This window comes from Winslowiella toletana (genome assembly GCF_017875465.1).
In the GTDB taxonomy this organism is placed as follows: domain Bacteria; phylum Pseudomonadota; class Gammaproteobacteria; order Enterobacterales; family Enterobacteriaceae; genus Erwinia; species Erwinia toletana.
This window is the reverse complement of record NZ_JAGGMQ010000001.1, coordinates 624236-637673: the sequence shown is the minus strand read 5'-3', so window position 1 is coordinate 637673 and position 13438 is coordinate 624236. Positions and strand designations below refer to the sequence as shown.

The 13438-nt window shown below is 53.4% G+C and carries 13 protein-coding genes; 4 read left to right on the top strand and 9 right to left on the bottom strand.

Annotation, left to right across the window (positions count from 1 at the left end; all coding sequences use genetic code 11):
• Positions 1-4 precede the first annotated feature (4 nt).
• The 5 genes from citE to J2125_RS03095 form a co-directional block, all read right to left on the bottom strand.
• The gene (citE, locus tag J2125_RS03115; protein ID WP_017800184.1) at positions 5-880 is read right to left on the bottom strand and encodes a citrate (pro-3S)-lyase subunit beta; all 876 of its coding nucleotides are present in this window, start codon (positions 878-880) and stop codon (positions 5-7) included.
• Positions 877-1170 carry a citrate lyase acyl carrier protein gene (citD, locus tag J2125_RS03110; protein ID WP_017800183.1) on the bottom strand — a complete coding sequence of 98 codons (294 nt, stop codon included), beginning with the start codon at positions 1168-1170 and terminating at the stop codon, positions 877-879. Before citD ends, citE begins: the two co-directional genes overlap by 4 nt.
• A 28-nt stretch (positions 1171-1198) precedes the next feature.
• Positions 1199-2242: a [citrate (pro-3S)-lyase] ligase gene (gene citC / locus J2125_RS03105; RefSeq protein ID WP_017800182.1), complete on the bottom strand. Its 1044-nt coding sequence runs from the start codon at positions 2240-2242 to the stop codon at positions 1199-1201.
• A 65-nt stretch (positions 2243-2307) separates the two neighbouring features.
• Positions 2308-3168 carry a fumarylacetoacetate hydrolase family protein gene (locus J2125_RS03100; RefSeq protein WP_017800181.1) on the bottom strand — a complete coding sequence of 287 codons (861 nt, stop codon included), beginning with the start codon at positions 3166-3168 and terminating at the stop codon, positions 2308-2310.
• A gap of 24 nt (positions 3169-3192) precedes the next feature.
• Entirely contained in the window at positions 3193-4566 is a 1374-nt protein-coding gene (locus J2125_RS03095) for a 2-hydroxycarboxylate transporter family protein (protein ID WP_017800180.1), read from the bottom strand.
• Positions 4567-4968: 402 nt separating this feature from the next.
• Here J2125_RS03095 and J2125_RS03090 point away from each other — a divergent pair, with 402 nt between their 5' ends.
• Together J2125_RS03090 and J2125_RS03085 are read left to right on the top strand one after the other, a co-directional pair.
• A complete protein-coding gene (locus J2125_RS03090; protein ID WP_017800179.1) occupies positions 4969-6597 on the top strand; it encodes an ATP-binding protein in 1629 nt (542 codons plus the stop codon).
• Positions 6587-7294: a response regulator gene (locus J2125_RS03085; protein ID WP_017800178.1), complete on the top strand. Its 708-nt coding sequence runs from the start codon at positions 6587-6589 to the stop codon at positions 7292-7294. Before J2125_RS03090 ends, J2125_RS03085 begins: the two co-directional genes overlap by 11 nt.
• Here J2125_RS03085 and J2125_RS03080 read toward each other — a convergent pair.
• The 3 genes from J2125_RS03080 to J2125_RS03070 form a co-directional block, all read right to left on the bottom strand.
• Positions 7287-8492: an FAD-dependent oxidoreductase gene (locus J2125_RS03080; protein ID WP_017800177.1), complete on the bottom strand. Its 1206-nt coding sequence runs from the start codon at positions 8490-8492 to the stop codon at positions 7287-7289. The genes J2125_RS03085 and J2125_RS03080 overlap by 8 nt on opposite strands.
• A gap of 114 nt (positions 8493-8606) precedes the next feature.
• Complete coding sequence (locus tag J2125_RS03075) at positions 8607-10148, bottom strand: nucleoside hydrolase-like domain-containing protein (protein WP_017800176.1); 1542 nt, start codon at positions 10146-10148, stop codon at positions 8607-8609.
• 155 nt (positions 10149-10303) lie between these two features.
• Positions 10304-11323 (bottom strand): ROK family protein, encoded by a 1020-nt coding sequence (locus tag J2125_RS03070; RefSeq protein WP_017800175.1) that lies wholly within the window; start codon positions 11321-11323, stop codon positions 10304-10306.
• Positions 11324-11699: 376 nt separating this feature from the next.
• On the opposite strand from J2125_RS03070, the gene J2125_RS03065 reads away from it, so the two are divergent.
• Positions 11700-11909, top strand: coding sequence for a hypothetical protein (locus tag J2125_RS03065; protein ID WP_017800172.1), 210 nt, complete (start codon positions 11700-11702; stop codon positions 11907-11909).
• A 53-nt stretch (positions 11910-11962) separates the two neighbouring features.
• The gene (locus tag J2125_RS03060) at positions 11963-12601 is read left to right on the top strand and encodes a hypothetical protein (protein ID WP_017800171.1); all 639 of its coding nucleotides are present in this window, start codon (positions 11963-11965) and stop codon (positions 12599-12601) included.
• Between the two features lie 72 nt (positions 12602-12673).
• Here J2125_RS03060 and J2125_RS03055 read toward each other — a convergent pair whose 3' ends face one another.
• Positions 12674-13435 carry a FadR/GntR family transcriptional regulator gene (locus J2125_RS03055; RefSeq protein ID WP_017800170.1) on the bottom strand — a complete coding sequence of 254 codons (762 nt, stop codon included), beginning with the start codon at positions 13433-13435 and terminating at the stop codon, positions 12674-12676.
• Positions 13436-13438: the final 3 nt, after the last annotated feature.

The window sequence follows — 13438 nt, the reverse complement described above, 5'->3', positions numbered from 1 at the left end:
AGCGTTAGCGGCGCACGCCGGAGGCAGATGCACGTTCCAGCACCACCCGTGCATGATTGATAATCGGGCCGTCGATCATTTTGCCATTCAGCGAGATCACGCCCAGTCCGTTGCGTTCTCCCTCTTCGGCGGCGGCAATCACCCGGCGTGAGTAATCGACCTCTTCCTGGGTGGGCGCATAGGCGTTGTGCAGCAGTTCGATCTGCCGTGGATTGATCAGGGATTTGCCGTTAAAGCCCATTTTGCGCACCAGATCGACCTCGCGCAGGAAACCGGCTTCATCATTAATATCGGACCACACCACATCAAAGGCATCGATACCGGCCGCGCGCGCCGCATGCAGCACGGCGCAGCGCGCATAGAACAGCTCAGTGCCGTCACCACGTTCGGTTTGCATATCCATCACATAGTCGAAAGCGGCGAGGGCAATACCAATCAGACGCGGCGAGCAGCGGGCAATCGCCACCGCATTGATCACGCCAGTCGCCGATTCAATCGCCGCCATAATTTGCGTGGAGCCGGGGGTGCGGCCACAGGCTTTCTCAATGCGCTCAATATGCGCTTCGAGTTGATAGATATCTTCCGGCGTATCGGTTTTTGGCAGGCGGATAACATCCACACCGGCGCGCACCGCAGCTTCCAGATCTTTCAGACCAAACGGGGTGTTCAGCGGATTAATACGGACGACGGTTTCGATATCCTGATACATCGGATGTTGCAGCGCATGGAACACCAGAATGCGTGCGCTGTCTTTTTCGCGCAGCGACACCGCGTCTTCCAGATCGAACATAATGGAATCCGGACGGTAGATAAACGCGGTCGATAGCATGGCGGCATTGGCGCCGGGCAAAAACAGCATACTGCGGCGGAGTTTTTTCATTGTAGTTTTTCCCAGTTGATCTCATCGACACCCGCGGCGCGCAGTACTGCACTTTGCACCCGTGCGCGGATAACGCAGTCCAGTGCGCCTTTATCTTCGATCAGAATCAGCCCTTCGCGGATATCGAGCGCGGCCAGCGTCTGGCTGACCACCAGGCGGATTTGATCGCCAAACTGTTTCATCACTTCACTGTTAATAACGAGGTTAAATTCGCCCTCAGCGGGTGCAATTTTCACCAGCAGATCGCTGGATTCCACCGTACCGGCGAGTGCCTCCTGAATGATTCTCATAATTACTGTCCTGATTAATAAAAATTAGTTAAGCCACCGCCACGCAGTAGTGCTGTTGCAGATGCGCCAGCGTGGTTGGCGGCACAATCTCGGCGATGCGCGTCCACTGCTGGGTTTTAAGCAGCGCGCGAACCTCGGAGGCGGAGATCGCCCGACCTGAGGGATGGCGCTTGCGTGGCGTTTCGACCACCGCAACGGGCGGCAGCGGCGAGCGACTGCGGTCTGCCAGCCAGTGCTGCATATCGAGGTTGTACTGATGGGTGACCGGGCAGAAAGGCTCGGTACCGACAAAACGATGGGTAATGCCAAGCGCCGGGGCGATATGGTTGCGGAAAATCAGCAGATCCATTGCGCTCCAGGTCTGACTGACCAGCCCGGCGTCTTTCAGAAAATAGCCCGGAAAGGTGGCGCGCGAGATCAGGTATTCGGATCCGGCATGCACGGTGACATTTGGCAGATCGGCCACTCCCTGCTGCACCATCTCCAGCCGGGCGCGAAACGGGAAAAACGACACATCCTCACGCACCACAAACAGATGCAGCCAGTCGCAGGCTGCGGCGGCCTGTTCCGCCAGATAGCGGTGCCCAAGCGTAAAGGGGTTGGCGTTCATCACTGCCGCGCCAATGCGCTCACCGCGCTGCGCCTGCGCTTTCAGCCGCTGGCAATAGTGCTGAATGCCGACCGGGGAGTTTTCCATCAGCACCGCCACCTTGTCCCACTGTACCAGCGGGTAAAATCCGCAGCCGCGAAAGCGCGCCAGATTACAGGGGCGGGTATAGAGAAACAGATGAAAATGGCCGTTACTCAGCGCCAGATTTTCCACCTCACTCAGCAGGCGCGCGCTGAGATTAGCGCCGCGCCGGTCCGCGCGAACCGCCACGCATTTAATAATATTACTCACCAGCCCGGCGCAACCGACCAGCTGCTGCCCGTGATGCGCCACCACAAACCGTTCGATATCATCATCCATGCCCAGCTGACTCTGTTCCAGCAGCGCGCGCACGTCATCCAGCGCCGCTGGCTGCCGCACAACGTCAATAACACTAAAGTCGATGGAATCACGGTTAAACATAGTTCTGTCCCTGCTGCGGGTAAAAAACGCCGGGCGGCGTGCGCCCGGAAAAGGTCATCGGTCAGTTATGCCAGCGCGTTCTGCGGCTGAACGGCGGCGACAATGACATTGCTGAGATGGCCGATTTTGTCGATTTCGACTTCGATCTGGTCGCCAGGATGCATAAACAGCGGCGGCGTGCGTTTTTTGCCGACGCCGCCCGGTGAGCCGGTAATAATCACGTCGCCCGCGCTCAGATGGGTAAAGGTGCTGATGTACTCAATCAGCTCCGCCACGTTATGGATCATGCTGCTGGTGTTGTCCTGCTGCACCATCACGCCATTCAGCCAGGTGCGTATGCCCAGGGTTTGCGGATCGGGGATCTCATCGCTAGTGGTCATCCATGGGCCAAATGCCCCGGTGCTGGCCCAGTTTTTACCGGCGGTAAACCAGCTGTGCTGCCAGTCGCGCGCCGAGCCATCCATATAGCAGCTGTAACCGGCCACATGCGACAGTGCGCTGGCGCGTGGTATATTTTCGCCGCCCCGGCCAATAATCACCGCCAGCTCGCCTTCGTAGTCAAATTCGCTGGAGCAGTGCGGTTTAATCACCGGCGCCGCGTGGCCGGTCTGTGAATCGGCAAAGCGTACAAACAGCGTCGGCGCCGGGTTGTGCTGGTCAAACTCTTTGCGTTTTTCGGCGTAGTTCATCCCGACGCAAAGGATTTTTTCCGGATGCTCAATCACCGGCAGAAAAGTCAGCTCATCGAAGCGGATATCTGGCGGCAGATGCGCCAGCTCCTGCGCCAGCGCTAAGCCATTACTGGCCAGCAGCGCTTTCAGATCCGGAAACAGATGGCCGAGATGGACATGTAAATCGATCATCCCTTCCGCAGTGGGAATGCCGTAGCGACGAATGCCCTGATGAAGATAGCTTGCAAGTTTCATAGCGTGTGCCTGACAGGTTGAGGATTAAATAAGGAAGTTGCCGAGAACCAGCAGCGCAACCGAAACGTTAATCGCGCCGCCGATGCGGGTGGCGATTTGCGCAAATGGCATCAGCACCATGCGGTTACCGGCAGTCAGGATGGCGACGTCGCCGGTGCCGCCCTGGCCGCTCTGGCAGCAGGAGACAATCGCCACATCGATTGGGTGCATACCGATCTTTTTACCGACCAGAAAACCGGTGCCGACCAGTGCGCAGACGGTGCTGACAATTACCAGCAGATTTGACAGGGTGAAGGCGTTGACCAGCTCCTGCCATGGGGTGATCGCCACGCCCACTGCAAACAGAATCGGGTAGGTGACGGAGGTCTGGAAGAATTTGTACACCACCTGCGAGCCTTCCAGCATGCGCGGTGAGACACCGTGGCACAGCTTGATCAGTACCGCGACAAACAGCATGCCAACCGGCGCGGGCAGGCCAATAATGCGGTGACCTAACATGCCGACCATATATAGCAGTACCGCCAGCAGCGCGCCGGAAGCGATGGTGGTGACATCGGCTTTACCGCTAAACACCGCGTTAAGTGGCGTGCTGTTTTTGCGCTCTTTTTCGCTGGCGGGCATCAGTTCGCCTTCACCGGTCAGATGCGGATAGCGTTTGCCCAGCTGGTTAAGGCAGCCGGAGATCACAATGGCGGTCAGGCTGCCGAGCATCACAATCGGCAGAATACGGCCCAGCGCCACGCCCTGATCGATATGCAGTAATGCGGCATAACCAATCGACAGCGGGATGGCGCCTTCACCGACGCCACCGGCCATAATCGGCAGGATCAGGAAGAAGAAGATCTGGAAGGGTTCCAGACCCAGCGCCATGCCGACACCCATGCCGACAAACATGCCGACCACTTCACCGCACAGCATCGGAAAGAAGATGCGCAGGAAACCCTGAATCAGAGTGGTGCGATTCATACTCATAATGCTGCCGACGATAATGCAGCAGATATACAGATAGAGGATATTGGTGCTTTTAAAGAATTTAGTGGTGGAGTCGACGACGACATCCGGCAATAAGCCGTAATAGACCAGCGCCGATGGAATAAAGGTGGCGCAGATCGCCGCCGCGCCCATTTTGCCAACAATCGGCAGGCGTTTACCGAATTCACCGCAGGCAAAACCAAAGAACGCGAGAGTGGCGACCATCACCACAATATCACTCGGTAATTTGCCACCCAGGCAGTCGATGGCAATCAGCGCACCGGCCAGCACAAACAGCGGCAGCGGAATAATGCCTACCTTCCAGGTATCGAGAATATGCCACCATTTCTCTTTCACGCTGGTCTGCTTGAGGGTTATCGGCTCTTCGGTTTGTGGTACAGAGAAAGAATCATCAGTTGTGCTCATGCTATAAGCCCCTTTTGTCATTATGTCGGTCCAGACTAATGGTTCAGAAAGGCGAGGGATGTGAAGCGTCGCAAATTAAAAGGGGTGTTTTAAAGGTTTCTATGGTTTTTAAGGTTTTTATTAATGTGCAGATAAAGCAATAAATATGTGGAGTTTATGGTTTTTATTATTTTCGCGAATGGCGTTGTTATTAATGTTATTTATTCTGGCGTAAAATAGTTATTGTTAATTAACTGTGAGCGTTATGTTGTGGTCGGTTTTTATATTTATATTACCTTAAGTAATGCCGGTAACGTCCATGATATCACTGTGGGGAAGATCACAACTTTCCGCTAAAGTCGCAGTCAGACAGTGGGTTACGTGTTAGGGTTACAGGCTGGTTTTTCGGCGTCTGGCCTGAATATGCGCATCAAGATCTCTTTCCAGATAAAACTTTTCCTCTGGCTGACGGCGTTTTTCCTGCTGTTGTTCTCCCTGCTGGGATTCTATTATTACCTGGATATTGATCGTCAGCTTTATGATGAGATGGGCGTGCGGGCGAAAATTCAGGCAGAAGAGATCGCGGTGATTCCCGATCTGAATCAGGCGATTAAAACGCGCGATATCGCGGCGATCGCCCGGCTGATGAATAATATCACCCATCACAGCGACGCCAGTTTTATTGTTATTGGTGATCGCCATGCGGTGCATCTTTATCATTCGCAACACAGTGAAAGAGTGGGCAAAGAGCTGGTCGGCGGCGATAACAGCGGGGTGTTGCAGGGGAAGAGCACCACGACTGTGCGGCAGGGCGGCATCGGTATTTCGCTGCGCAGTAAAGCGCCGGTGCTGGATAAGGATGGCACGGTGATTGGCATTGTTTCCGTCGGCTATCTGACCAGCCATATCGACAATGTCACCAGCGGCAAAGTGATCAATATTCTGCTGACTATCGTGGTGGTGCTGAGCGCGTTATTTATTCTCTGCTGGTTCTTTTCGCGCGGAATTAAAAAGCAGATGTTCTCACTGGAGCCGCGCGAGATTGGGCTGCTGGTGCGGCAGCAGAAGGCGCTGATGGAGTCGATCTATGAAGGGGTGATCGCGGTTGACGATCAGCTGCGTATTGCGGTGATTAACCAGGCGGCGAAATCCCTGCTGGGGATTAGCGCGCCATCGGCGACACTGCGTGGCAAGCCGCTGGCTGAGGTGATCAGACCGGTGCCATTTTTCGACCCGACGCAGATGCTGGCGGAAGATACCCATGATGAGATCTGCCTGTTTAACCAGCTGACGGTGATTGCCAGCCGGGTGCGTATTCTGCTGGAGGATGAACTGCAGGGCTGGGTGATTAGCTTTCGCGACCGCAATGAGATTGACCGGTTAAGTATTCAGCTCAGTCAGGTGCAGCGCTATGCCGACAATCTGCGCATTATGCGTCATGAGCAGCTTAACTGGACCGCTACCCTTGCCGGATTGCTGCATATGGGGCGTTACGACGAAGCGATCCGCTATATTGAAGCGCAGTCGGAAAGCGCGCAGGAGGTACTGGATTTTATCTCTGCCCGCTTCTGTTCGCCGATGCTGTGTGGTCTGCTGCTGGGTAAATATGCCCGCGCGCAGGAGAAGGGAGTGGCGCTGGCGTTTGATCCCGCCTGTCGCATCAGTTCTCTGCCGCAACGGCTGACGGAAACCGAGCTGATGTCAATTATCGGCAACCTGCTGGATAACGCGATTGAAGCGACATTGATAAGTGAACCACCGTGGGCGCCGGTCGAAGTGTATATCGCCAGTGGCGCAAGGGAACTGGTGATAGAAGTGGCGGATCGGGGCTGCGGTATTGCCCCCGCGCTGCGGGACGATCTGTTTACGTTTGGCGTCACCTCTAAACCGCAGGGGGATCACGGGCTGGGCCTGCATCTGGTGGCCAGTTATGTCAGCAAGGCTGAAGGCGCGATTGAAGTGGCGGAGAACCTGCCGCGCGGCACCGTTTTTTCACTGTTTATTCCGGATAATAAACCACATCACCAGGAAGATGACATTTATGCAACCTGAAATAATAGATGTACTGATTGTTGAGGATGAAAGTCAGCTGGCGCAGCTGCATGCCGATCTGGTGGAAAATCACATCTGGCTCAGACTGTGCGGCATCGCGTCGACATTAAGTGAGGCGCGTATCATGCTGGAGGAAAAACGCCCGCAACTGGTGTTGCTGGATAACTATCTGCCGGATGGCAAGGGCATTAGCCTGATTGAAAGCGAGCTGATTAAATCACTGAAGTGTTCAGTGATCTTTATTACCGCTGCCAGCGATATGCATACCTGTAGCCAGGCGATTCGCTGCGGTGCTTTTGACTATATTCTGAAGCCGGTCTCCTGGCGTCGCCTGCAACACTCGCTGGCGCGCTTTGTCGAGTTTAGCCGAACCCAGCGCACCTGGAAGGTGGTGGATCAGCAGAACGTCGATAATCTGTATAAGTTACAGGCGGCGGGTACGGGCCAGGACGCAGGCAGTAAAGGTATCGAGCAAAAAACGCTGCAGCGTATTGAGCAGTTTTTCACGGTTAACGATCAGCACTGCTATTCGATTGTTGATGTGGCGGCGGAAACCGGACTGAGTAAAACCACCACCCGGCGCTATCTGGAACACTGCGTCGATAAAGGCATCCTGATCGTCGAGATGCTGTATGGCAAAGTCGGGCACCCGCGTCGCCTGTATCGTCGTAACAGTGGCGTGGCGCCGCTCAGTTAAAGTTACGCGGTTTTTCGCGGCGGAAGCCCAGCCCAATAATCCAGCCAAAAACATAAGGCAGAAACGGCAGGCGCTTGATTAGCTTTGGTAGCGGACTGCCCTGACTGTCTTTGCGTTTTTTACCGCTCATTTTTATCTGTAAAAACTGCGTGGCGCGGGTGGGAAACTGACGCCGTTTCTGCACTTTTGCCAGCTGATGCAGGCTGATCTCGCCTTTACGCAACGCGGGCGTCAGCAAATTGGCAGTGGCTACCGCATCCTGAATCGCCAGATTAACCCCGACGCCGCCAATCGGTGACATCGCATGCGCCGCATCACCGATGCACAGCAAGCCGGGTTTCATCCAGCGATCGAGGCGGTCAATACGGATCACCAGCAGTTTTAGCTGATCCCAGCTGCTGATCTCCGCCAGCCGCTCAGCCGGGAAGGGCGCGACGCCGGCAATCTGGCGTTTTAACGCATCGAGTCCCGCCGCCTGAAGCGCCGGATAATCACCTTTGGTGATCGAATAGCCACACTGCCAGAACTCGCCGCGATCGATCATAATAAAATTCTGCTTCGGCCCTTTATGGCCCATTCCCCATTGCGGGTCGCTGTCCGCTTTGCTTAACCTCAGCCACAGTACGTCACGCGGCGAACCAAACGACTGACCGGGTAATCCAGCTTTCTCCCTTACCTGTGAATGGCGGCCATCAGCACCAATCACCAGCTGGCTGTGGATAGTCATTTCTCCTGCGCTGGAGGTGGCGCGTATGCCGCAGACTTCGCCATGCAGATACAGCAGGTCATCAAAAGCGGTGGATTGCAGCAGGGTGAAAGTCGGCAGTTCAGCCGCTTTGCGGGCGAGAAAATTAAGGAAATCCCACTGCGGCATAAAGGCGATAAAGCGGCATTTCACCGGCAGGCGGGTGAAGTCCGCCAGCGTCACCTCTTCACCACCGACTTCTGCCTGTAACTTTTCCGCCCGCTGATGGGGCAGACGCAGTAACTCTTCCAGCAAGCTTAACTGATGCATAATTTGCAGCGTCGAGGGGTGAATGGTATCGCCGCGAAAATCACGCAGAAAATCGCCGTGTTTCTCAATCACCACCACCCTGATGCCCGCGCGGGCAAACAGATAACCGAGCATCAGTCCGGCCGGGCCTCCGCCAACAATACAACAATCCGTGCTTAAGCTTTGCGCTGATACCGGCTGCATCTGATCTGTCCCGCTGTGAAGTGTGTTATTTATGATAATGCTTATCATTATCTTTGTCGCGCGGGGAGAGAGGTATTTGTCAGGAGAGTCGCCTCTCCTGACTTATTGAGAGGGTTACTGCGCGGTGATAATAATGCGGCGATAAGAGGTTAACGCTGGCGTACCATCGTCGGTCACCGCCAGAATTATATGTCCGGTACCGCTATTTTTCAGTTTTACCTCAGTTGTTTGCTGGCCATTATTGCTGAGTGATAACACTGGTGGCGCCTGTAACAACTCCTCGCCACGTTTGCCGACCACTTTTTCTGGCGCCACCGGCTGCGACTGGGTTGAACTGGCCTCCGGATAAAGGAACCAGTTATAGCTAAGTTTATTACCATCCGGATCCTGCGAACCTCTGGCGCTTAGCGTCAGGGTTTCGCCGACTGTGGCGCTGAGGTTGAGCACCTCTTTACCCGCTTTATCATTTACCACCACCTGCGGATTGTGGTTGGCGGCGGCATAATCCTTGATGCTCCAGTCCATTCTGGCGGCAAAATCGTGCTGGAACGCTTCGCGCCAGCGCCAGATCGTCGCCTGACCGGAGGTGTAAGATTTACCGTCACTGCCGGTCACCGTATCGGCGGCATTGGCATTGCCCGGATAGAAATCGCCACCGCTGCTCCAGATCGGATGGGATTCATTCTGCGGCTGGCGCACGATATAACGCCCACCCCAGCCGCCCCAGCCAGGGTTCATTTCACTGTTCAGTCCATTACGGATTAAGCCGAGGAAGGCTGGCGTATCGCCCTCCATAATAAACGCATATTGCAGATAACCTTTGCCTAACGGCCCTTTGCTGCGGATATTTTTATCCAGCCAGCTTTGTGAAACGGTGGTGAAATCGGCGCCGGGCGCATTACGGTAATATTTATCGCCGCTGATGCCGGTCCAGGTCGCTCTGGCATAGTCGTCACCGTTCTGACTGGAGGGATCAACGATATATGTAATCTGCGGGTAGTGCTGACGCACCCAGTAACCGGCGTCATCCTGGTCGGAGATCGAATAGACAATCAGATTGCGGGTTAGCGCCTGCACTTTATCCGCCGGGTATTTCGCCGATAAATCGGTCAGCGCCTGCGCCAGGGTGTTAGCGCCGCCCCAGAGACTGATAAACAGTGGATGAGCCGCATCGCTGCTGCGCTCAATCGATTTCAGCAGCAGATCTGAACCTTTGCTCTGTTTGCCTTTGCCGGTGGCGGCCATACCCCAGGCGGGCTGGCCGGAGGCCACCAGCGCGTTCAGATCTGCCGCAGGCGGATAGTGCTTATCGTGTTTGAGCAGATTCGGTTGCACCTGCGCATAGTGACCCAGCACCAGGTTAATCATATCGGGATGCACTTTTTCCCGCTGCCAGGTGGAGGTGGTCGCTACCAGCCCTTCGACCGTCATTTCATTGCTGTATAGCAGGAAACGGGTCAGCGACATCTGATCGTCCGGCTCGTTACCAATATCGGTCAGCACAAACACGCGCGGCTTAGTCTGCGACGGAATGGTTTTGCCAGCGATCTGCTGCAGCGTCTCTGCAGCAACGCTGGTGGCGGGCAAGGTGGCACATAGCAGTGGCAGGGTAAGCAACAGCGCTCTGGTGATGGGATTGGGCAGTGGCGTTAACATTTTACTTTTAGTCCTTAAAAATAAGTTAGTTATGGTTATTTATTGGTTTTATGACATGCAGTAACCGAACAAAAAACACATTAGTTAACAGTGGAAACAAAGTAAAAAATAAAAGCCGTTTTTGTAAGCAGCATCACAAAAAGTAGGTGACTGAATTAAATCAGGGTATCGGTAATGGCGTCTGAGCTGAGTTGCACCAGACCAAACATGCTGTAGTTGTACGGGGCTGGCATATATTCGAGGCGGATTGTGTTGATATGTTCACTGGGATTGTCGGCCAGCAATTTCGCCGTCAGCGGAATAATCAGGTCGGCATGATCTTCAAACAGCTCACCGCTAAGAATGACGCGTTTTATATTGTGGATTGGCGCGGTACAGCAGATGGCGAAACAGAGCGCCGCCGCCGCGCGCTCAGCTGACTGCTGTGCGGCAGTTTCATCGAATTGCAGCGCATTTTCCAGCCCACCGGCATATGGCAGATGGACGATTTCCGGATAGAAGCCATTATCGCCGAGTCCCGGCTTACCATTGATGCAATAACCATATCCCAGGCTGCCGAATCCCGGCATCAGGGCGATCCAGGAGTCACGACAATCAATGCGCTTGTTGATCATATGACAGGAGCACCAGGCGATATTGACCACTGCAGTGGCAATGCCGGTGGTCTGACGCAGCCGCTCACGCAGATTGTAGTGCTGCTCCTTCAGCACCGGGCTCCATCTCACCACGCCGGAATGCTGTTCGATACCGCCGCCAAGGGCTAACCCAATATGTCTGACCTGGCTGGCATCGACTGCCGCCATGCCGCAGAGTTCAGCAAGCAGATTATTGACCGTGTCGGCCAGTTGATCGGCGCTTAATGGTGCATGCAGCGGATACTCAACGGCGGCGGCTGTCGGTTGCAGTGTATTGTAATCATTGAGGGTTGCCTGCAAGCCATGGCTGCGCAGCATAATATTGAGGCTGTAAAATTGTCCCGCTTTTACCGCCAGCATCTGCTGCGGACGGCCAAACGGCGAATCTTTTACTTCGCGCGCTTCAATAATCCCCGCTTCCAGCAGGGATGAGGTCAGCTTGGTGACCCAGGCCCTGGTGATCTGCAACGTTCTGGTCATGCTGACCCGTGATTCCACGGCGCTATGCAGGATATTAAGAATCTGTTGTTTGTCGTTCATTGCTGCTTCCGTCTGGCATCAGGTTGCGGGCATAACATAGCATTGATCCGGGATTTTTGAGCGGGCTTTTATACAGGGTTGCCTGCCATGGTCGGATGCATTTCCACCTTAACCGAACGCTACAGAAAGCGCCGTAACCACTCGCGATAACCACGGGTAAGAAAGCCGTGATTCAGTTGCAGATAGCTGTCGCGATACGCCAGCCAGATCTTGCGCAAGGCAAACCAGGGCACGGCCGACAGAATTATTGAATTTAAAATTAATCATTTAAATTTAAATTATGAATTCGATATCCATATTTAAATTTAAGCTAAGCAACTTGAACCGACTGCCAGATTATGATAAATAATTTTGGACTTCGATAAGGAGATATTGAATGGGAAAAATAGTTAAAACTGCAAGTGACAGAGCTTATGCTGTGGCCCTGGCTGTGGCGTCTAAATATGCAAACTATAACACCGGTATTAATGATTCTATTAATGTGAGTGCTTCATCTTTGCGACTTGCCAGACAGCGTTCAGCTAAGCGTTCAGCTGCGGAGCTGAATTTAATGTTTGAAAAAGCTTTCTCTGTAGTTATGAAATAATAATTCATCCTTGATGCTTTTTGGGAGAGCGCTTCGTGGAGTCCAGACAGTGGGTGTTTAAAGAATTGGTGAGTAATGACCATGATTATCAGGGGCTTCTGGCATATGCATGTTATAAACTCGAAAAAGATAAACTTGCACGGGATTTAATTAACGCCAAAAAAACCGCAGATGATATTGCAAACGCCTTAAAACAATTCCATGCGGTATCCGTTACGCAAGGGCAATTAGAAAAATTTAGAGAGAAAGGTTTAGCCGTTATGACGGCTCTCACCGAAAGTCTGGACCAGGGATTAATCGATAAGCATAAAGAAGAGATAAATCTCCTTGAAGATCATTATAAAAATGTTCTTCAGCAGAAAGAGCAAACCTGTAAAAAAGCACTCGGCAGATGTAAGGCTGAAACAAAATCGGCAACCCAGAAAGAACTGCTGACAAAAATGAAAGCCTGGCCGTTAACACATTACTCATTGAAGAAAAGGATGTTCCTGTGGGTGTGGAATGGTTATCAGAGTGTGGTTGCCGTGTTTGTATTGATCTTTATTTTGCATTCTGTTGCATATTGGTCCTCTGATAAAGAAATCAAAGCTGGAGTATTGAACAGCTTTTGGGGGCGTGTTCAGAATATGTTTAATAGCCCGATTGCCTCATCTGAAGTTAAGCTTAAATCAGAGGCTGATGCTTTAAAATAATAAACTATTAAACATATTTCTTCACCGTCCTGGGCCGCTACTGCCACACTCCTTGTGTTTCATCGCTGGCTATCACTTTAAAAACCGCTCCTCCAGCGTTGCTTCCAGGCCAAGCATCGCATCTTCGGCATGCTGCATATGTTCGGTCATAATCGTTTCGACCGCGCTGGCATCTTTGCGGCGCATGGCTTCAATCAGACGGTACTGATAGTCGATACCCACACTACGATCCACCGGTTGCGGACGCTGGTAGATATCTTTGCATACCGCCAGGTCTTTGAGCAGACGTTGCAGAAAGTGGCAGATAAAGGCCAGCAGCACATTGTCAGAGTAGCTGGCGACAACGGCATGAAAATCCAGCTCCGCCATGCGCTGCTCCCAGCGTTCGGCATCGTCCGCCGGTTCATGGTCATACACCGCAATCAGCTGATGCAATTGTTCAAAGCCTTTGGCGTCAATATTGCCAATCGCACTGACTGCAACCAGCGGTTCGAGGGCTTTGCGCAGGGCATAGATATTGGCAATCGACAGCTGGCGGGTAAACAGATAGTTCGACAACAGACTGATGGCACGGGTTTCGGTCATCGAATCAATAAATGCGCCGCCGCCAGGGCCGGTCTTGGTACGAATCAGCCCCTGAACTTCCAGAGACTTCAGCGCTTCACGCACCGTCCCTTTGCCTGCTGCATAACGGGTCGCCAGATCTTTCTCCTGCGGCAGGCGGTCGCCCGGCAACAGATTGTCGCGAATAATACTCTCTTTGATGGCATCAACGATTTCATCGGTACGCTTGCGACGCAGCGGTTCAGGTGTTGCCGGAGTTGCACTGCTCATAGA

Excerpts from the sequence above, each read along its gene's own strand:
- citE (WP_017800184.1), bottom strand. The coding sequence starts at position 880 with ATGAAAAAACTCCGCCGCAGTATGCTGTTTTTGCCCGGCGCCAATGCC.
- citD (WP_017800183.1), bottom strand. The coding sequence starts at position 1,170 with ATGAGAATCATTCAGGAGGCACTCGCCGGTACGGTGGAATCCAGCGAT.
- citC (WP_017800182.1), bottom strand. The coding sequence starts at position 2,242 with ATGTTTAACCGTGATTCCATCGACTTTAGTGTTATTGACGTTGTGCGG.
- J2125_RS03100 (WP_017800181.1), bottom strand. The coding sequence starts at position 3,168 with ATGAAACTTGCAAGCTATCTTCATCAGGGCATTCGTCGCTACGGCATT.
- J2125_RS03095 (WP_017800180.1), bottom strand. The coding sequence starts at position 4,566 with ATGAGCACAACTGATGATTCTTTCTCTGTACCACAAACCGAAGAGCCG.
- J2125_RS03090 (WP_017800179.1), top strand. The coding sequence starts at position 4,969 with ATGCGCATCAAGATCTCTTTCCAGATAAAACTTTTCCTCTGGCTGACG.
- J2125_RS03085 (WP_017800178.1), top strand. The coding sequence starts at position 6,587 with ATGCAACCTGAAATAATAGATGTACTGATTGTTGAGGATGAAAGTCAG.
- J2125_RS03080 (WP_017800177.1), bottom strand. The coding sequence starts at position 8,492 with ATGCAGCCGGTATCAGCGCAAAGCTTAAGCACGGATTGTTGTATTGTT.
- J2125_RS03075 (WP_017800176.1), bottom strand. The coding sequence starts at position 10,148 with ATGTTAACGCCACTGCCCAATCCCATCACCAGAGCGCTGTTGCTTACC.
- J2125_RS03070 (WP_017800175.1), bottom strand. The coding sequence starts at position 11,323 with ATGAACGACAAACAACAGATTCTTAATATCCTGCATAGCGCCGTGGAA.
- J2125_RS03065 (WP_017800172.1), top strand. The coding sequence starts at position 11,700 with ATGGGAAAAATAGTTAAAACTGCAAGTGACAGAGCTTATGCTGTGGCC.
- J2125_RS03055 (WP_017800170.1), bottom strand. The coding sequence starts at position 13,435 with ATGAGCAGTGCAACTCCGGCAACACCTGAACCGCTGCGTCGCAAGCGT.